Raw genomic sequence first — 18,939 nt, 5'->3', positions numbered from 1 at the left:
ATGGATGCGGAAAGCGTTCAATTATAAGGGGAAGCGGGGCGCGAAGCCGCTCGCATGCGGCGCGGCGCGTGCCGGCGGGCGGCTTCCGCGGCCCGTTCGCGGCCGCGACGGCGGCGCGCGGCCGGTGCTTTTGCGCCGCTTCGAGGTGGCTTCGAGGCGGCTTCGATGCTGGTTCGACGCCGCCCGGCCCGAACCGGGCCGCGCCTCGCGGGACCGAAAACCGCCGCCTTTCCCCGCGACTTATAATGTCGGCCTGCACCCGACCGTCCACGCGCGTTCCGCGCCCCGAAAGCCCACCGCCCGCTCTCCATGCCCGAACTGCTTGCGAACCTGAACCCCGAACAACTCGCCGCCGTCACGTTGCCGAACGAACCGGCGCTCATCCTGGCCGGGGCCGGCAGCGGCAAGACGCGCGTGCTGATCACGCGCATCGCGTGGCTGATCCAGCAGGGGCTCGCGTCGCCGGCGACGGTGCTCGCGGTCACGTTCACGAACAAGGCCGCGCGCGAGATGATGGCGCGCCTCCAGGCGCTGCTGCCAATCGACACGCGCGGCATGTGGATCGGCACCTTCCACGGGCTGTGCAACCGGATGCTGCGCGCGCACTACCGCGACGCCGGCCTGCCGCAGACGTTCCAGATCCTCGACACCGCCGACCAGCTTTCCGCGATCAAGCGGCTGATGAAGGGCTTGAACGTCGACGACGAGAAATATCCGCCGAAGAACCTCCAATACTTCATCAACAACGCGAAGGAGCAGGGGCTGCGCCCGAAGGACGTCGACGTCACCGACAACTTCAACCGCAAGTTCGTCGAACTGTACGAAGCGTACGACCAGCAGTGCCAGCGCGAGGGCGTCGTCGATTTCGCGGAACTGCTGCTGCGCTGCTACGAACTGCTCGCGTACAACGCGCCGCTGCGCGCGCACTACCAGGCGCGTTTTCGCGACATCCTCGTCGACGAGTTCCAGGACACCAACAAGCTGCAATACGCGTGGCTGAAGATGCTCGCCGGGCCGGCCAACGCGATCTTCGCGGTCGGCGACGACGACCAGTCGATCTATGCGTTCCGCGGCGCGAACGTCGGCAACATGCGCGACTTCGAAGAAGAGTTTCGCGTCAAGCACCTGATCAAGCTCGAACAGAACTACCGCTCGCACGGCTACATCCTCGACGCCGCGAACCGGCTGATCGAGCACAACGCGCACCGGCTCGGCAAGAACCTGCGCACCGACGCGGGCCACGGCGAGCCGGTGCGCGTGTACGAGGCGGCGACCGATTCGCAGGAAGCCGGCTGGATCGTCGAGGAGATTCGCGCGCTGATCAACACCGGGCTGTCGCGCAACGAGGTCGCGGTGCTCTACCGCAGCAACGCGCAGTCGCGCACGATCGAGCACACGCTCGTGAACGTCGGCATTCCGTATCGCGTGTACGGCGGCCTGCGCTTCTTCGAGCGTCAGGAAGTGAAGCACGCGCTCGCGTATCTGCGGCTGATCGACAACCCGAACGACGATACCGCGTTCGCGCGCGTCGTGAACTTCCCGGCGCGCGGGATCGGCGCGCGTTCGCTCGAACAGCTCGCGGACGCCGCGCGTCTCTACAACTGTTCGATGGCGGCGGCCGTGCCGTATGTCGCGGGCAAGGCCGGATCGAGCCTCGCGGCGTTCGCGACGCTGGTCGGCAGGATGCGCGCGGAGACGCAGCAGATGAGCCTGCCGGAAACCGTCGAATACACGGTGCGGATGAGCGGCCTCGCGGAGTTCTATCAGAACGAGCGCGAAGGGCAGGACCGGCTGGAGAACCTTCAGGAACTCGTGAACGCGGCGACCGCGTTCGTCAGCGAGGAGGGTTACGGGCTCGATACGCCCGCGCGCTCGATTCCGCTGCGTCCGGGCGCGACCGCCGCGCCGGAGATCGTGTCCGACGACGGCGAGATCGAAGTGCTCGACGCGCCCGCGATCACCGATCCCGCGCAGAACCCCGACCTGATGACGCCGCTCGCGGGTTTTCTGTCGCACGCGTCGCTCGAAGCCGGCGACAACCAGGCGCAGGCGGGCCAGGATGCAGTGCAACTGATGACCGTGCATGCGGCGAAGGGGCTCGAATTCACCGCGGTGTTCATCACCGGTCTCGAAGAAGGACTGTTCCCGCACGAGAACAGCGCGATGGAAGCGGACGGCCTCGAAGAAGAGCGCCGGCTGATGTACGTCGCGATCACGCGCGCGAAGGAGCGGCTGTATCTGTCGTTCGCGCAGAGCCGGCTGCTGCATGGGCAGACGCGCTACAACGTGCGCTCGCGCTTCTTCGACGAACTGCCGCAGGAAACGCTGAAGTGGCTCACGCCGAAGGTCGAGGCGGGGGCGCGTTGGGGCGGGCGGTCGGACAACGCCGGTTACGGGCGCGACTGGTTTTCGCGGCCGGATCGCGGCGCCAGCCGGGACAGCTACGTGGAGTCGTCCGCGCCGCTGCCCGCGTTCGCGAACGAGCAGCGCGCGGCCGAGACCGGTTTCCGCGTCGGCCAGCAGGTGTTCCATACGAAGTTCGGCGAAGGCACGATCACCGCGCTCGAAGGCAGCGGCACCGATGCGAAGGCGCAGGTCCGCTTCAAGCGGCACGGCGAGAAGTGGCTCGCGCTCGCGGTCGCGAAACTGCAGCCGGTCGAGTGACCGCGGTGACCGCGCGCGCGATCGATCACGATACCGATACTGATACGGGGAAGATCCAGCGATGAACGTTCCGTCTGTTGCGCCCGCGCGTCCGCTTGGCGTGCTCGCCGCGCTGCCCGAGGAACTGGGCGACCTGCTCGCGGCGATGCGCGCCGGGTCGGGCGTCGTCACGCATACGCTTGGCCGGCGCGACTATCACGTCGGCACCGTGCACGGCGCGCCGTGTGTCGTCACGCTCGCGCGGATCGGCAAGGTCGCGGCCGCCGCGACCGCGAGCGCGCTGATCCATGCGTTCGACGTCGATGCGATCGTGTTCACCGGCGTCGCGGGCGGCGTCGGGCCGGACGTGCGGATCGGCGACGTGGTGGTCGGCGACACGCTGCTACAGCACGACATGAATGCGTCGCCGCTCTTTCCGTGCTTCGAGATTCCGTTGCTCGGGCGCGCGAGGTTCGATGCGGATGCGATGCTGGCGGCCGCGCTGGCCGATGCGTGCGAGCGGTTCATCGCGGAAGAGGGGGCGGCGCTGGCGGCGCGGTTCAACACGGCGACGCCGCGCGTGCATCGCGGGCTGGTGATCAGCGGCGATCAGTTCGTCGCGAGCGCACAGGCAGTCGGGGCGCTGCGGTCGTTGCTGCCGGAGGCGCTGGCGGTCGAGATGGAAGGGGCGGCGATCGCGCAGGTTTGTCACGAGTACGACGTGCCGTGCGCGGTCGTGCGGACGATTTCGGATACGGCCGACGAGCACGCCAGTGCTTCGTTCGAGTCGTTTCTCGCGGAACTGGCGGGTAGTTATTCCACGGGGATTTTGAAGCGGTTTCTGGCGGGGTATGGGCGGGCGTCCGGATCGCGGTGAAATGGCGTGGGACGGTGAAGGCGGCGGTTGAATCCGCACCCCTTCCGGGCCGTTCGGCATGATCCTTTTCAAGGCACAACGAGTATGCCAACTTGTGCCTGGCCTGCGTCAGCCGTTAATCAGGGAAACGCCAGCCCGTTCGAGAATATGCCGATTGCGAGCCGATAAATTTGCAAATCGCAGACACTTCCCTGTCTTTTGATAGCGGTCCCTCAGCGTCTCAAAAGCGACGATTGCGGAGTGATCCGCGACATGCAAATGTCGGCAATCGACGATGACTTCCTGTGCATCCGTTTGGGGCTGGAAAAGCTCCTGGAAATTCGCGGTGGATGCGAAGAACAAGGTGCCATGCAGGGCGTAGGTCCGCGTGCCGTCATCGCTGCTTTTTACCTCGGCGCGTATTTCGCGCGCGTGCTGCCAGGCGAAGTTCAATGCGGCTATGACGATGCCGCAAAGTACGGCAATCGCCAGATCGGTGAAAACGGTAATAATCGTCACCGCGATGACCACCAGGGCGTCGCTCCGCGGAACTTTACCGAGTATCCGAAGCGATCCCCATGCAAAAGTCTGCTGTGCGACAACAAACATAACCCCGACCAGCGCGGCTAATGGAATCCGCTCGATGAGCGGAGACAGGAAGAGAATGAACATAAGGATCATGACGCCGCTCGTCGCTCCCGACAGACGGCTGCGTCCGCCCGAACTCAGGTTGATCATGGTTTGACCGATCATCGCGCAGCCGCCCATGCCGCCGAACAGGCCCGAAACGACATTTGACGCACCGAGAGCGAGACACTCGCGATTGGGGCGTCCGCGGGTTTCGGTAATCTCGTCGGTGAGATTGAACGTCAGCAGGGTTTCCAGCAAACCCACCACGGCCATGAGCAGCGCGTAAGGAAAGACAATCCGAAAGGTCTCAAGGTCGAACGGTATCTGCGGCAGATGAAAAGCCGGGAACGCACCCGCGATATGCGCCATGTCCCCCAGGGTTCGCGTCGGCAAATGCATGAACTGGCTGAGCAGTCCGACACTGATGATGGCGACAAGGGCCGGTGGGACAGTTTTGGTAATGCGGGGGAGAAGGTAGACGATCAGCATCGTCAGCCCAACCAGGGCGCACATGACCCATAACGGTGTCCCTTGCAGCCATACGCTGCCTTGAGGCGTCGTCCGCTTGAAATGTTCCAGTTGTGCCATCGCGATGATAATGGCCAGGCCGTTCACGAATCCGATCATCACCGGATGCGGCACCATGCGAATCAGCTTGCCCAGACGCAATAGTCCAAAAAGCATCATCAGCGCGCCGCTCAGGACAACGGTGGCCAGAAGGTATTGGACGCCATGCTGAACAACGAGCGCGACGATGACGACAGCCATCGAGCCGGCGGCGCCCGAAATCATTCCGGGTCTTCCGCCAAAGATGGCGGTCAACGAGCAGATTATGAAGGCGCCGTAAAGTCCCATCAGAGGATTCACCTGCGCGACCAGCGCAAAGGCGATGCATTCAGGGACAAGGGCGAACGCCGAAGTCAGGCCCGCAAGCACATTACCAGGGATTTTCGAAAGCCACTGCTCTCGGAGTGATTGAATCATCATTAATCGTGTTTCACAGTCAGGGTTGACGTTTGCCACGACCACCGGCGGGTTTGCCGGCTGGCTTGCGTGAACCCGCGACAGGCTTGCTGGCGGGTTTGCTGCGTGGCTTTTGCACGCTGAATGGATTGCCGCCGGACAAGCTCGTGCCTTTACCTGCGGCGACAGCGCGCTGCGCCGCAGGCCTGCGGTTGTTTTCGCTACTTTGCGGGCGCGGTTTTTTGCCGGGCATCTGCATGGCGCCCGGCGCGGCTTGCGGCACTTTGGGCTTCTTGGGTTTTTTGGGTTTCTTGATAATCTCGCCCGTTGCGCTGGTTTGCGGCACGCGGTGTTCGGCTTCAAACCCCGGCTCTTCTTCACGGGGCAGCGTTTGCCGGATCAGCGCTTCAATCGCGGCCAGCAGCGGCGCTTCATCGGCGCACACCAGGGACACCGCCACGCCGCTGGCGCCCGCGCGGCCGGTGCGGCCAATACGGTGCACATAGTCTTGCGCCACGATCGGCAGATCGACATTGATCACCAGCGGCAGGTCGTCGATATCGAGCCCGCGCGCAGCCACGTCGGTGGCTACCAGCATATTGACTTCGCCCGTCTTGAAGCGCTCCAGCGCACGCAGGCGCGCGGGCTGCGGTTTGTCGCCGTGGATGGTGTCGACCGCATAACCCGCTTCATCCAGCATGGCCGCCAGGTATTCCACGCCTTTGCGGGTTTTGACGAACACCAGCGCGTGCTCCCAGTTGTTCTCAGCCACAAGGTGCATGAAGAGGTCCGGCTTGTTCTTTTTATCCACCGGCACCACCCACTGCCTGATCTTGCTGGCCGTGGCATTGGGCGGGCTGACGCTGATATTGACCGGGCCGCGCAGAATGCCCGCCGCCATGGCGCGGATATCGTCGGTAAACGTGGCGGAGAACAGCAGCGTCTGGCGCTGGGCGGGCAACGCTGCGAAGACGGCGTTGAGTTCGCGCGCAAAGCCCAGATCCAGCATGCGGTCGGCTTCATCCAGCACCAGCGTTTGTACCTGATCGAACTGCACTGCGTTCTGGCGATGGAGATCCAGCAAACGGCCCGGCGTGGCAACGAGCACATCCACGCCTTTGCGCAACTTCATCATCTGCGGGTTGATACTCACGCCGCCGTAGGCGGCCAGGAATCGTAAATCGAGGCCTTTGCCGTAACCGATGAAACTTTGCAGCACTTGTTCGGCCAGTTCACGCGTGGGCACCAGCACCAGAACACGCGCGCGGTTGCTGGACACCGCCGGGCCGTGTTGCACCAGCCGTTGCAACAGCGGCAGCGCAAACCCCGCCGTTTTGCCCGTGCCGGTCTGTGCCGCGGCCATGACGTCCTTGCCGCTGAGCACGGCAGGAATCGCCTTGGCCTGCACCGGCGTAGGCGTCTGGTAATGGAGGTCCTGCACATTACGCAGCAAGGGATCGATCAGGCCAAGCGAGGCAAAAGACATGGCGTATTCCGCGCTAAAGCCGCAATTCTAACGGTTACTGCGCTGATTGCACCGCGTATGTCGATGGTCTGGGAAATCGACGCTGATTGCCCCTGAAGACCTTAGTGGGGCCAGGCGTCGCGCCGGCGAGCGGTATTACGAGGTAACGATGAGCCGTATTGCCACTAGCGCCATTCCTGATGGCATCAACAGCATGGTCCTGGCGAGCCGTGATCGGCAGAGGTGGGCCGGCGAGCGACCGCCCGCCGGCTGTTGCGTCAGACCTTCGTTTCTTTCGCCATTTCTGGCGTATCGTCTACCTCGATGCCGGGATACCGGATCGTAGTTTCAAACTCAGCGAAGCCTCTGTCCGCCGCATGGTGTGCGGGCCATGCGCCGTGTCGTCGAGGCCGATGGACGCGATGATGAAGGAGGAAACTGTATGTGCCTCTGCCGGCGGTCGCAGAACGTCCCTAAGCGGAAGTACAAACCGTGGAATTCGAAGGCCGAAAGCAGTCGTTCAACGTTCGAATGATAAGTGCCATCTGCACGGGCCAACCGAGGCTCGCCGGAATCTACTCCGAATAGAAGCCCGAACCCACCAGACCTGGAACTCCGTTAATCGTGACTGACTTCACATAGGTCCATTTATGCGATGGCTGAGTCTGCCCTGGTCTTAAGAACATGTAGTCGACCCAGCCTGATCCTGCCGTTTTGGCCGTCTCGATCATGGCATCATGAAACAGCTTGCCGTTCGAATCTTTCTGGCCGTGGACGTTCGTCCCTTCCCGGGCTGGGAAGGCCGGGTTCAACAAGACATTTGCGTTCAGGTCGTATACGAACAGATAAGTATCCTCATGGAACCACTCGCTGCCTTTGATTCTGAACTCGGAAAACGCGGCCCTGCCTTTGCTGTCAATTAACGCGGCAGCTTTGTCGACCAGCGCTTCGGTTTGTTTTGCAGTGTCGGACGTTGGCGGAGATGACTGAGAAAATGCAGGCAACGCGGAGCAGAATAATCCCAGTAACAGCATGCTGGTCAAGAGGGTTTTGCCGTTCATAGCACAAACTCCAACCATTCAGGGCAGCGCCGTTCGTTCCGTACATCGATTCTCTTCCTGCCCTGAAACAGTGGCGCTTTGCCCGGGCCCGATCAGCACCGAAGGGCGGTTTATGGAAGAGAGGCGCGCATCTGCACGCAAAAGAGTAGTCCAGGAAGCGTAGCCCGCCCAGAATCGTTTTCCCGCATGATATGCGCGACTCGAAAACGGACGTTCGCGAACGGTCCGAAATTGGCCGCCTCGCGACCTCCATCAGCGAACCCATACCGCAGAAACGACAGAACGCCTCACAGCGAAACGTTAGCCGCATCAGCCGGAAATATCGCAGCTGGCGCGGTCATTCCCGCACCGACGCCCGCATCTTCCGCGACACCCCCGCGCGTTCACCCACGCCCCATCACCACCTCCCGAATCAGCACCAAAGCCGCCGGATCTTCGATCGTCGGCAGATCCCCCGGATCACGTCCTTCCGCCAGCGCCGCAATCGCCCGCCGCAGCAGCTTGCCCGACCGCGTTTTCGGCAGCGACGAAACGAAGTGCACGCGCGCTGGTCGCGCGATCGCGCCGAGTTGCCGGTCGACGGTCGCCGCGAGCGCCGCTTCGAGCTTCTTCGCCGCATCCGGATCGTCCACCGCCCCGGCATCGCGCAGCACCACAAACGCGATCGCCGCCTGTCCCTTCACCGCGTCGTTGACCCCGACCACCGCCACCTCGGCAACGGCGGCATGACTCGACAGCGCCTCCTCGATCTCGCGCGTCCCCAGCCGATGCCCGGCAACGTTGATCACGTCGTCGGTGCGGCCGAGGATCGTCACGTATCCGTCGTCGTCCTGCACGCCCCAGTCGAACGTCGAATACACGTGCTGCCCCGGCACGCTCTGCCAGTACGTCTTCACGAAGCGCGCATCGTCGCCCCACACGGTGGACATGCACCCCGGCGGCAGCGGATAGCCGAGCGCGATCACGCCTTTGTCGCCGCTCGCGCACGGCTCGCCGGTATGCTCGTCGAGCAGCCGCAGGTCGTAGCCGTACACCGGCACGCCGGGCGACCCGAGCTTCTGCGGCAGCGCCTCGACGCCGCGCTGGATCGCGAGCATCGGCCAGCCGGTCTCGGTCTGCCAGTAGTTGTCGACGACCGGCTTGCCGAGCGCGTCGCCGATCCACGCGGCGGTCGGCTCGTCGAGCGGCTCGCCGGCGAGGAACAGCGTGCGCAGGCTCGACAGGTCGGCGGCGCGCAGCAGCGCCGGGTCCTGCTTCTTCAGCACGCGGATCGCGGTCGGCGCGGTGAACATCAGGTTGATCCGGTATTGCTCGACGAGCCGCCACCAGATGCCGCCGTCCGGCCGCACCGGCGTGCCTTCGTACATCACGGTCGTCAGTCCGGCGAGCAGCGGCGCATAGATGATGTAGCTGTGGCCGACCACCCAGCCGATGTCCGACGCGGTGAACATCACGTCGCCGGGGCGGCCCTCGAAGATGTATTCCATCGACGCGGCGAGCGCGACCGCATAACCGCCGACGTCGCGCTGCACGCCCTTCGGCTTGCCGGTCGTGCCGGACGTGTACAGGACGTACGACGGCTCGTTCGATTCGAGCCATTCGCACGGCACGTGCGCGTCGAAATACTGTTCGCGCAGCGGTTCGTAATCGACGATGTACGGCGCCTTCAACCGTTCCGGCGCAAGCTGGCGATCGATCAGCAGCACCTGCGCGGGCGCGTGCTGCGCGCGGGAGAGCGCCTCGTCGACGAGCGGCGTGTAGTCGATCACCTTGCCGCCGCGCGCGCCGGCGTCGGCGGTGACGATCAGCGCGGGGCGCGCGTCGTCGATGCGGGCGGCGAGGCTCGGCGCGGCGAAGCCGCCGAACACCACCGAATGGATCGCGCCGAGCCGCGCGCACGCGAGCATCGCGAACACGGCTTCGGGGATCATCGGCAGATAGATCAGCACGCGGTCGCCGCGCTTCACGCCGAGCGAGCGCATCACGGCGGCCATCCGGTTTACTTCGGCATGCAGGCTCGCGTACGTGTAGCGGCGCTCGATGCCGGTCTCCGTCGACACGTAGATCAGCGCGTCCTGCTGCGCGCGCGCCGCGAGGTGGCGGTCCACCGCGTTGTGGCACAGGTTCGTGCGGCCGCCGCAGAACCAGCGCGCGAACGGCGGGTTCGAGCGGTCGAGCACGTCGCTGAACGGGGTCTCCCAATGGATGCGCGCCGCCTCGCGGCGCCAGAAGCCTTCCGGGTCGTCGATCGACTCCCGGTGAAAGTCGCGGTAGCTGGGCATCTGAAGCGTCCTCCGGTGCGGGCGGATGGTCTGTGTTCTGGTTTTCCGCAGCATAGTGCACTGCAACGCGCGCGGACAACGCGGGTTCTCCCGCGTGTCCGCCTGTCGCATTGACGCGGCGCGAGCCGCGCGTAAACGGCAAAAGGAGCGCGGACGGCGCTCCTTTTGCGGGCGGAGAGGGCGACGACGGCGGTGCGTCAGGTGCCCGGCTCGATCACGACGGTGCAGGTGATGCCGGCGGCGAGCAGCATCCCGGGCGGCACCTCGTCGATGTGGATGCGCACCGGCACGCGCTGCGCGAGGCGCACCCAGTTGAACGTCGGGTTCACGTCCGCGAGCAGTTCGCGGCTCTGCGGGTTGTCGCGGTCGTAGATGCCGCGCGAGATGCTTTCGACGTGGCCGCGCAGCGTGCCGCCGCTCATCAGCCGGATCTGTGCCTTGTCGCCGACCTTCACGCGCGGCAGCTTGGTTTCCTCGAAGTAGCCGTAGACCCAGAACGAATGCTCGTCGACGACCGCGAGTTTCGGCGCGCCGGCCGTCGCGTAGTCGCCCCTGAACACTTGCAGGTTCGTCACGTAGCCGTCCACCGGCGCGACGACGCGGGTGCGGTCGAGGTTCAGCTTCGCCGCGTCGAGCGCGGCGAGCGCCTGTTCGTACTGCGCCTGCGCGGCGTTCGCGGTGTGCGACGCGTTCTCGCGCGCTTCCTTCGACACGACGAGGCTGTCCATGTCCGCGCGGCGCTTCGCGTCGTCGAGGCGCATCGTCAGTTCGGCCTTGCGCGCGGCGACGGCGGCCTGGGCCTGCTCGACGGCGATCTGGTAGTGCGCGGGGTCGATCTGCATCAGCAGGTCGCCTTTTTTCACGTACTGGTTGTCGCGCACGGGCAGTTGGACCACGTAGCCGGACACGTCCGGCGCGATGTTGACCACTTCGGCGCGCACGCGGCCGTCGCGGGTCCACGGCTCGTCCATGTAGTGGATCCACAGCACGCGCCCGATCAGGATGGCGACGACGAAGATGACCGCCGTCGCGATGAAGCCAATGATGTTTCGAATAGTCATGATCCGATCAACGGTAAACGGCGAGCCCGAGCACGCAGCACACCACCACGAGCAGGCTCACGCGGAACAGGGACGGGTGCCAGACGACCCGGTACAGCCCGGTGCGGGCGAGGAGCGAGTCGAGCACCCAGGTGATCGCGGCGCCGAGGATGAACAGCAGCACGATCGCGGGTATGTAGGCGTCGAGGAACGCAACGTCACGAGGCATGATGGTTTCCTTGCTGGGCGCCGCGTCCACCGTCGCGATGGCCGCCGTGCGCGCCGGCGGCGGGCAGCGGCGACTGCGGATCGAGCAGCGCGGTGCGCACGAAATGCAGATGGCTCAGGATCCGCTGCAACTGGCGGCGCTCTTCGCGCGGCGGATCGAAGCTCTGCAGCAGTTGCTGCACGTAGACGGTGGCCGCGTCGTTGGCGGCGAGCGTCTGGCGATAGCGGTCGCGGCCCGGCTTCGCGAACAGCCGGCTCACCGCGTCGAGCATCGCGCCGATCGCCTCGCGCCACGCGGTGCGCGCCGCGTAGCGCGGATGCGGCGGCAGCGTCGCGAGTTCGCCGCGCAGGTCGATCACCGCGTTGCCGACTTCGAGCACGGAGAAGAGCCACGCGAGCGTGTCGCGCTTCAGTTGCGGCTCGTTCGCGGACAGCGCGTTGATCTGGAACATCAGGTCGCGCGTGCCGCTCTCGAAGTGATTGCGCACCCGCGCGAGCCGCGCGCGGCACGCCTGCACGACCTGGCCGCGCAGGTCGCCGAGCAGATGCTTCTTCATCCACTGCGTGGACGGCGGCAGGAACACCGCGAACGCGGCCGCCGACACGATCATCGCAAGCACCAGCGCGAATGCGTCGTTCATGTACGCGCCCGGGTCGTAGTGGACGAGGTTGTCCGGGCCGGCGAGGAAGCACAGGAAGATGCAGTAGCCCATCCCGTAGCCGACGTAGCGCGGCCGGGTGGTCAGGTACACGCCGAACGCGAGCGCCGGCGCGAGCGCGAGCGCGAGCATCGCGAAGCCGTCGATGTGCGGGAACACGCCGAACGTCAGCACCATCCCGACCAGCGACGCGAGCATCGTGCCGACCGCCATCTGCGCGGCGGTGCGCGACGGGAACGGCGACGCGGACGCGAGCGCGCAGGTCGCCGCCGCGTTCAGCACGAGGTTGGTGCCGCTCGGCCACGCGGTCGCGATCCAGAACGCGCCGAGCAGCGTCATCACGATCGCCGCGCGCACGCCGGCGACCGCGGCCGACAACAGGTTCGTCTTCGGCTGATAGCGGCCGATCCAGCGTTCGCGCTCGTGTGAATCGACCGCGAGCGATGCGTAGGTGGACGCGTATTCGTACATCTCGTGCACGAAGCGGTACAGCAGCTCGGTCGCGGTGTCGAAGTCGAGCATCCGCGCGTCGGCGCGCAGTTCGAGTTCCGCGCGCGTCGCGCGCACGCGCTTCGGCAGCGCCGCCTGGTATTCCTGCAACTGCGCGGACACGTGCGCGGCGTCGGCGGCGGTCAGCACCGGTTCGCCGCCCTTCGCGAGCAGCGGCGCGATCTCGCGGAAATACGGCTCCAGCGCGTCGATCGTCGCGGACGAGCTTGCGTCGCGCAGCCGGTTCATCAACTGGTGCAGCGCGTGAAAGCGCGTGGATGCGGACATGAACTCGCTGTTCAGCCGCGCGAGCCGGCCGCCGCGCATCCGCGCGTCCGGGCTTTCGAAGATCGCGCTGCTGCGCGCGGCCTCGAAGCCGACGACGTCCGCGATGAAACGCGCGTTGGTCGCCTCGATCCGCGAGCGGTCGATGCGGCCCGCGAGCGCCGCCGCGACGTATTCGACGAACGACGAGAAGCGACGGCGCACCGTCGAACGCATCAGCTCGCCGGTGTACTGCGGAAACACTACCGCGCTGACGAAACCCGAGCACAGGATGCCGACGACGATCTCGGCGACGCGCGTGAGCGCGGACATGAACGCGCCGTCCGGGTGCTGCGACGCCGGGATGCCGATCAGCGCGGCGGTGTAGCCGGCGAGCACGAAGCCGTACGAGCGGAAGTTGCGGTTGCGCGCGGCGCCGGCCGTGCAGATGCCGACCCACAGCGCGGTCGACACGATGAAGAGTTCCGGCTGCTGCGCGAACAGGCCGATCAGCGCGAGCATCACGACGAGGCCGACCAGCGTGCCGCAGATCCGGTAGAAGCTCTTCGCGAACACCATGCCGCTTTGCGGCTGCATCACGATGAACACGGTCGTCATCGCGGTGCGCGGCTGCGGCAGGTCGAGCTTCATCGCGATGCCGAGCGCGAGCAGGCCCGCGCCGATCGCCTTCGCGATGTAGATCCACGTGAGGCCGTCGGTGCGCGCCCAGTCGGCAAACGCGGCGGCGAGCGCCGCGCCGCCGGTGCGCGGGGGAGTGGACGGGGAGGCTTGCATGCGCGTCGCCCTAGCGTGCGGTGTCCGGCAACGGCGGCGCCAGCAGCGCGGCCGGCATCGGCGGCAGCGCGCGCGACGGCTTGCCGTGCGCGGGCAACTGCTCCGCGTCGGTCGGGCCGGCGGACGGATCGATCGCGCCGCCGCCGAGCGCCGCGACGAGCGACGCGTGCGCGGTCAGCCGCTCCGCCTGAATCCGTGCGACGCCTTCCTGCGCGCGCAGCAACTGGTTCTGCGCGACGAGCACGTTGAGGTAGTCGGTCAGGCCGCGCCGGAAACCTTCTTCGGCGAGATCGTAGTTGCGTTTCGCGGCGGCGACCGAGCGGTGCGCGTCGTCGTCCTGGGTCGCGAGCGAGCGCATCCGCACCACCTGGTCCGCGATTTCCTTCAGCGCGGTCACGATGGTCTGGTTGTACTGGTCGACCGCGATGTCGTATGCGGCGGACTGCGCGCCGAGCTGCGCGCGCAGCCGGCCGCCGTCGAAGATCGGCAGCGACAACGCGGGGCCGCCGGTCCAGCTGCCGCTCATCGACTTCAGGAACTGGAACAGCGGGCCGGCGGCCGCGTAGCCGCCCATCGACGCGAGCAGGTTCACGTTCGGATAGAACTCGGCCTTCGCGACGTCGATCCCGCGCGCCTGCGCGGCGACGGTCCAGCGCGCGGCGACGATGTCCGGGCGATGGCCGATCAGCTCGGCCGGCAGCGTGGACGGCAGGCCGGCCGGCGCCGCGAGCACGAGTTGCGGGCGCGTGATCGTGTCGCCGGCGCCCGGCCCCTTGCCGGCGAGCGCCGCCAACTGGTTCCGGCCGAGCGCGATCGCTTCGTCGAGCGCGTCGATCTGGCGTTCGTATTCGGGCAGCGGCGTCTCGGCCTGGCTTACTTCGAGCTGCGTGCCGATGCCGCCCGCGAGGCGTCGCTGCGCATACGCGAGTATCTTTTGCTGCTGCGCGAGCGTTTGCTTCGCGATGTCGAGCAGCGCGTAGTTCATCGCGAAGTCGATGTACGCGCGCGTCACGTTCACTTCGAGTTCGAGTTGCGCCGCGCGCGCATCGGCGGCGCTCGCGTGCGCGGCGTCGAGCGCGCGTTCGGCGGCGTTCTTGTCCTGGCCCCACAGGTCGAGGTGATACGACAGGCCGAGCGACGCGGTGTTGTTCCACGTATTCGCGTCGGCGAGCGGGCCGGGGCCGTAGAAGACGTTGTCCGACCAGTGCTGGCGCTGGATCGACATGTTGCCGCCGATCTGCGGCAGCAGGCCCGCCGCGGCGACGCCGGCCATCGCGCGGGCCTCCCGCACGCGCGCCTGCGCGATCGCGAGCGACGGATTGCCGGCCTGCGCGGCTTCGATCCACGCGTTCAGTTGCGGGTCGTCATAACCGCGCCACCAGTCGCTGGCGGGCCATTGCGCGTCCGCATTGGCGGCGCGGATCGCGGAACCGGCATCGAGCGCCGACGCATCGGCGCTTTTTGCCTGCGGTGCGATGCCCCCGGTACTGGCGCATCCGGCGATTATCAACGACAGCGTAAAAACCGTGAGCGCGGCAAGCCCAGGCCGTACCGGAGACTGCACGATTTACTCCCTTATTGGCTATAGATCACAGGGCGCCATTATATTTTTTGATCTATTGCCGAATAACCAGTAAAGGTGCAAGGCATTCTTACGTTTTTTGAGACAATTGGTCTTGCGAAATATGTAACAATCCGTCCGTCTGACAGGGGATGGTTATGGATACGCTTCAAAACATGCGTGTATTTGTCCGTGTCGTGGAAGCGGGCAGCTTCACGGGCGCTGCCCAGCATCTGAATACGACCACGGCGTATGCGTCGCGCGCGGTCTCCGATCTGGAGGCGCATCTGCGCACCCGTCTGTTGAACCGCACGACGCGGCGCATCGCGCTGACCGAGGCGGGCGAGCGCTACCTTCAGCGTTGCGAGCAGATTCTCGCGTACGTCGATCAGGCGGAGGCCGAGGCCGGCGACGCGCATGCGCGCCCGTCCGGCAAGCTGAAAGTGCATGCGATGACGAGTTTCGGTCAGCACTACGTGGTGCCGGCGGTCGGCCGCTACCAGCAGCAGTATCCGGACGTGCACGTCGAGCTGACGCTCGCGCAGCGGATGCCGGACCTGCTCGACGAAGGCTACGACGTCGCGCTCGTGCTCGCGACCGATCTGCCCGATTCCGGCTTCGTGTCGCAGCGGCTCGCGAGCGCGTTCAGCATCGCGTGCGCGTCGCCGGCGTATCTCGAACAGCATGGCGTGCCCCAGAAGCCGTCGGACCTGGTGGGCCACACGTGCCTGCAGATGGTGACGCCGGTGTCCCCGAGCGCGCAGTGGCGCTTCAGCGGGCCGGACGGCGAGGAACTGATCGAACTGGGCGCGCCGACGTTCCAGGTGAACGTCGCGGAGGCGCTCGCGGTCGCGGTGCGCGAGGGGATGGGCATCGGGCTGCTGCCGATCTACTCGGCGATCAGCGGGCTGCGCAGCGGCGAACTGGTGTGGCTCTTGCCGGGGTACAAGTCGCAGGAGATGAACGTGTACGCGATGTATCCGTCGCGCCAGTATCTCGACGCGAAGATCCGCACGTGGGTCGAACTGCTGCGCGAACAGATTCCGGCGACGCTCGCAGCGGATCAGACCGAGCTGCGCAAATTCGCGCGGACCTGAGCGGCGGGGTGCGGTTCGCGGCAGGCCGCGGCGGTTCGCCGTGACAGCCTGTTACACGATTCGTGCGCCGCAACACTTCCTTACGCCTCGGCGGCGGACGCTTTGATAACGTGTCGGAACTACGCGGCAACTTCCGTCGCGATGTTTCTTCCGCCAGACCTCCGAGGACATTCATGGACACGCATCTGATGATCGGCATCGCCGTGATGATGGGCTTGATCGGCATCGCGGCGTCGCGCGATCTGCTGCGTATGCGCCGCGCGCAACTGCAGCCGGTTGCGCTGCGGTCGCGGCCGTTCCGCGACAACACGGCCGCGCGCCGCTGAAGCCGGGATAACCGCCGCTCCGACCGTTCCGGCGCGTTCATGACGGCGGCCGCCCGGCCGCCGTTCAGATTTCCGCCACCCGGGTCCAGCTGAACGCCGGATTTTCCGGCTCCCCGGTGCGCCGGTCCCGATAGCCGCGCGGATTGCAGACCACGCGCGTGCCGTCCGCCTCGTAGTCGAAGCACGTGTGCGTGTGACCGTGCACCCACAGCGCGACCGGCGCGCGCACCAGTTCCGGCAGGTGGCTGACGAACCCCGCGGACACCAGGTCGTCCGCGTAACGCCCGGCAAGACTCAGCCGATGCGGCGCATGGTGCGTGACGACGATCGTCTTGCCGCCGAACGGCTTCGCGAGTTCCGTTTCCAGCCACGCGCGCGATTGCGCATGCAGCGCGAGCGAGTCGTCCGGCGCGAAGTCGCGCGACGGCGCGTCGTTCGGCCCGCCGGGCCACGACAGTTGAATCAACCCGCGAAAGTCGAGCATCACGCGTCGCGCGGCCGCGATCGCCGCGCCGCGCGTCGCGTCGTCCGCGCCGAACAGCGCGAAGTCCGCCCACAGCGTCGTGCCGAGCACGCGCCAGCGGCCAGCAGGATCGACCAGCGCCGCGTTGTTCAGGAAATGCACGTGGTCGGTCTGCGCGGCGGCGTCGCGCATCGCGGTTTCCAGCGCGCCGAACTCGCCGTCGTAATATTCGTGATTGCCCGGCACATATACGACCGGCACCCGCGGATCGAACGTTTCCGCCGCCCAGCGCAGCCCGAGGGCGTGATTGTGGATGTCGCCGGCGAGCACGACGAGATCGGCGTCCGCGTGCGGGATCGCGTCCGGCTCGTCGTTTTCCAGATGCAGGTCTGACAGCACGCGGATCTTCAAGGCGTCGTCCTCTCGTCGCGATGCCGCGCGCTCAGCGCAGCACCTTGCCCGGATTCATCAGGTTCAGCGGATCGAGCGCCTGCTTCAGCGCGCGCATCAGTTGCAGTTCGACGGCGCTCTTGTAGTGCGCGGCCTCGTCGATCTTCAGTTGCCCGAGGCCGTGTTCCGCGCTGATCGTTCCGCGGTGCCGGTTCACGCTGTCGTACACGATCCGGTTCAGCGTTGACTCGTTCTCCGCGAGGAACGCCTTCGCGTCGCCGCCCTCGGGCGCCTGCACGTTGTAGTGCAGGTTGCCGTCGCCGAGATGGCCGAACGTGACCATCCGCGCGCCCGGCACCGCGGCCGCGATCGCCGCGTCGGTTTCCTCGATGAAGTGGCCGATCCGCGAGATCGGCACGCCGATGTCGTGCTTCACGTTCAGCCCTTCCTGCGCCTGCGCGAGCGGGATGTGCTCGCGCAGATTCCAGAACGCCTGCGACTGCGCGAGGCTTTCCGCGACCACCGCGTCCGCGACCAGCCCTGCTTCGAGCGCGGTTTCCATCAGCCGTTCGAACAGCGCGCGCGCGTGCTCCTCGCTTTCGCTGTCCGACAGTTCGAGCAGCACGATCTGCGCGTGGCGGCCGTCGAACGGATAACGCAGTTGCGGGAAATGCCGGCCGACCAGTTGCAGGCAGAAATCCGACATCAGTTCGAAGCCGGTCAGAAGCGGCCCGGCGAACCGCTGCGCGAGCGACAGGAAGTCGAGCGCCGCGTGCGCGGAGCCGAGCGCGGCGAGCGCGGTGACGCGCGCGGCCGGCTGCGGGTGCAGCTTCATCACGGCCGCGGTGATGATGCCGAGCGTGCCTTCCGCGCCGATGTAGAGGTCGCGCAGGTCGTAGCCGGTGTTGTCCTTGCGCAGCCCGCGCAGGCCGTCCCACACGTCGCCCTGCGGTGTGACGACTTCGACGCCGAGGCACAATTCGCGCGTCGTGCCGTAGCGCAGCACGCCGGTGCCGCCCGCGTTCGTCGCCAGGTTGCCGCCGATCGTGCAACTGCCTTCCGCCGCGAGCGACAGCGGGAACAGCCGGCCGGCGTCGGCGGCGCGCGCCTGCACGTCCGCGAGGATCACGCCGGCTTCGACGGTGATCGTGTTGTTGTGCGGATCGATCTCGCGCACGCGGTTCAGCCGGCGCAGGCTCAGCACGGCTTCGCGGCCGCCGGTGTCGGGCGTCGCGCCGCCCGCGAGGCCGGTGTTGCCGCCTTGCGGCACGATAGCGACGCGGTGTTCGACCGCGAGTTTCACGAGCGCCGCGACTTCGTCGGTGGTCGCGGGGCACAGCACCGCGCGCGCGGCGCCCTGGTAGCGGCGACGCCAGTCGGTCAGGTACGGCGCGGTGTCGTGCGGGTCGGTCAGCACGTGCGGCGCGCCGATGGCGGCGGCGCAGGCGGCGAGGAACGGTTCGAGCGTGGAGCGGAGGTCGTTGGGCTGGTTCATGGTGTAGGGAGCGTCGCCGGCAGCGGGGCCGGCGACGGCGAACGGCTGGCTGAAAGGCCACGCGCGGTGCGCGACAGGGCGGTGCGTGCAGTGTGCCACGCCGCGCGCACGCGCGGGGCGGGCATGGGCAGTGCGGCAGCGACGGCCGGAAGTGGGCGAGAGCGGAGGCCGTTGCTGTTGGGCGCCCGATCTTGCAATGCCGATCGTTTCTTCGATGACGGCGTCGGGGTAA

At 66.6% G+C, this 18,939-nt stretch carries 14 protein-coding genes; 4 read left to right on the top strand and 10 right to left on the bottom strand.

Translation table 11 applies throughout. The features are described 5' to 3' along the window. Window positions 1-309: 309 nt before the first annotated feature. Together BLV92_RS12720 and BLV92_RS12715 are read left to right on the top strand one after the other, a co-directional pair. Entirely contained in the window at window positions 310-2,664 is a 2,355-nt protein-coding gene (locus BLV92_RS12720; protein ID WP_090545398.1) for a UvrD-helicase domain-containing protein, read from the top strand. A gap of 61 nt (window positions 2,665-2,725) precedes the next feature. Beyond that, window positions 2,726-3,520, top strand: a complete 795-nt coding sequence (locus BLV92_RS12715) for a 5'-methylthioadenosine/adenosylhomocysteine nucleosidase (protein WP_090545396.1) — start codon at window positions 2,726-2,728, stop codon at window positions 3,518-3,520. Between the two features lie 108 nt (window positions 3,521-3,628). On the opposite strand, the gene BLV92_RS12710 is transcribed toward BLV92_RS12715, so the two are convergent. The 8 genes from BLV92_RS12710 to BLV92_RS12670 form a co-directional block, all read right to left on the bottom strand. Further along, on the bottom strand, window positions 3,629-5,116 hold the full coding sequence (locus BLV92_RS12710) for a SulP family inorganic anion transporter (protein ID WP_090545394.1): 1,488 nt from the start codon (window positions 5,114-5,116) through the stop codon (window positions 3,629-3,631). 16 nt (window positions 5,117-5,132) lie between these two features. Beyond that, a complete protein-coding gene (locus tag BLV92_RS12705) occupies window positions 5,133-6,578 on the bottom strand; it encodes a DEAD/DEAH box helicase (RefSeq protein WP_090545392.1) in 1,446 nt (481 codons plus the stop codon). Window positions 6,579-7,132: 554 nt separating this feature from the next. Then, on the bottom strand, window positions 7,133-7,618 hold the full coding sequence (locus tag BLV92_RS12695; protein ID WP_090545390.1) for a cache domain-containing protein: 486 nt from the start codon (window positions 7,616-7,618) through the stop codon (window positions 7,133-7,135). 383 nt (window positions 7,619-8,001) lie between these two features. Beyond that, window positions 8,002-9,900 (bottom strand): propionate--CoA ligase, encoded by a 1,899-nt coding sequence (locus BLV92_RS12690; RefSeq protein ID WP_090545388.1) that lies wholly within the window; start codon window positions 9,898-9,900, stop codon window positions 8,002-8,004. Between the two features lie 197 nt (window positions 9,901-10,097). Next, window positions 10,098-10,961, bottom strand: coding sequence for an efflux RND transporter periplasmic adaptor subunit (locus tag BLV92_RS12685; protein WP_090545387.1), 864 nt, complete (start codon window positions 10,959-10,961; stop codon window positions 10,098-10,100). Window positions 10,962-10,968: 7 nt separating this feature from the next. Further along, window positions 10,969-11,172, bottom strand: a complete 204-nt coding sequence (locus BLV92_RS12680) for a DUF1656 domain-containing protein (RefSeq protein ID WP_177197989.1) — start codon at window positions 11,170-11,172, stop codon at window positions 10,969-10,971. Continuing rightward, window positions 11,159-13,375, bottom strand: a complete 2,217-nt coding sequence (locus tag BLV92_RS12675) for an FUSC family protein (protein WP_090545384.1) — start codon at window positions 13,373-13,375, stop codon at window positions 11,159-11,161. Before BLV92_RS12675 ends, BLV92_RS12680 begins: the two co-directional genes overlap by 14 nt. Before the next feature lie 10 nt (window positions 13,376-13,385). Next, window positions 13,386-14,939, bottom strand: coding sequence for an efflux transporter outer membrane subunit (locus BLV92_RS12670; RefSeq protein WP_090545381.1), 1,554 nt, complete (start codon window positions 14,937-14,939; stop codon window positions 13,386-13,388). A gap of 155 nt (window positions 14,940-15,094) precedes the next feature. On the opposite strand from BLV92_RS12670, the gene BLV92_RS12665 reads away from it, so the two are divergent. Then, window positions 15,095-16,033 carry a LysR family transcriptional regulator gene (locus BLV92_RS12665; protein WP_090545379.1) on the top strand — a complete coding sequence of 313 codons (939 nt, stop codon included), beginning with the start codon at window positions 15,095-15,097 and terminating at the stop codon, window positions 16,031-16,033. Window positions 16,034-16,206: 173 nt separating this feature from the next. Beyond that, window positions 16,207-16,359 (top strand): hypothetical protein, encoded by a 153-nt coding sequence (locus BLV92_RS32045; protein ID WP_166677080.1) that lies wholly within the window; start codon window positions 16,207-16,209, stop codon window positions 16,357-16,359. A 64-nt stretch (window positions 16,360-16,423) separates the two neighbouring features. Here BLV92_RS32045 and BLV92_RS12660 read toward each other — a convergent pair whose 3' ends face one another. Further along, a complete protein-coding gene (locus BLV92_RS12660; protein WP_090545377.1) occupies window positions 16,424-17,233 on the bottom strand; it encodes a metallophosphoesterase in 810 nt (269 codons plus the stop codon). Window positions 17,234-17,264: 31 nt separating this feature from the next. Next, a complete protein-coding gene (locus tag BLV92_RS12655; protein ID WP_090545375.1) occupies window positions 17,265-18,707 on the bottom strand; it encodes an FAD-binding oxidoreductase in 1,443 nt (480 codons plus the stop codon). Window positions 18,708-18,939: the final 232 nt, after the last annotated feature.

Origin of the sequence: Paraburkholderia caballeronis, assembly GCF_900104845.1 — a bacterium.
GTDB classification, from domain to species: Bacteria; Pseudomonadota; Gammaproteobacteria; order Burkholderiales; family Burkholderiaceae; genus Paraburkholderia; species Paraburkholderia caballeronis.
This window is presented reverse-complemented; position numbering and strand designations above follow the sequence as displayed.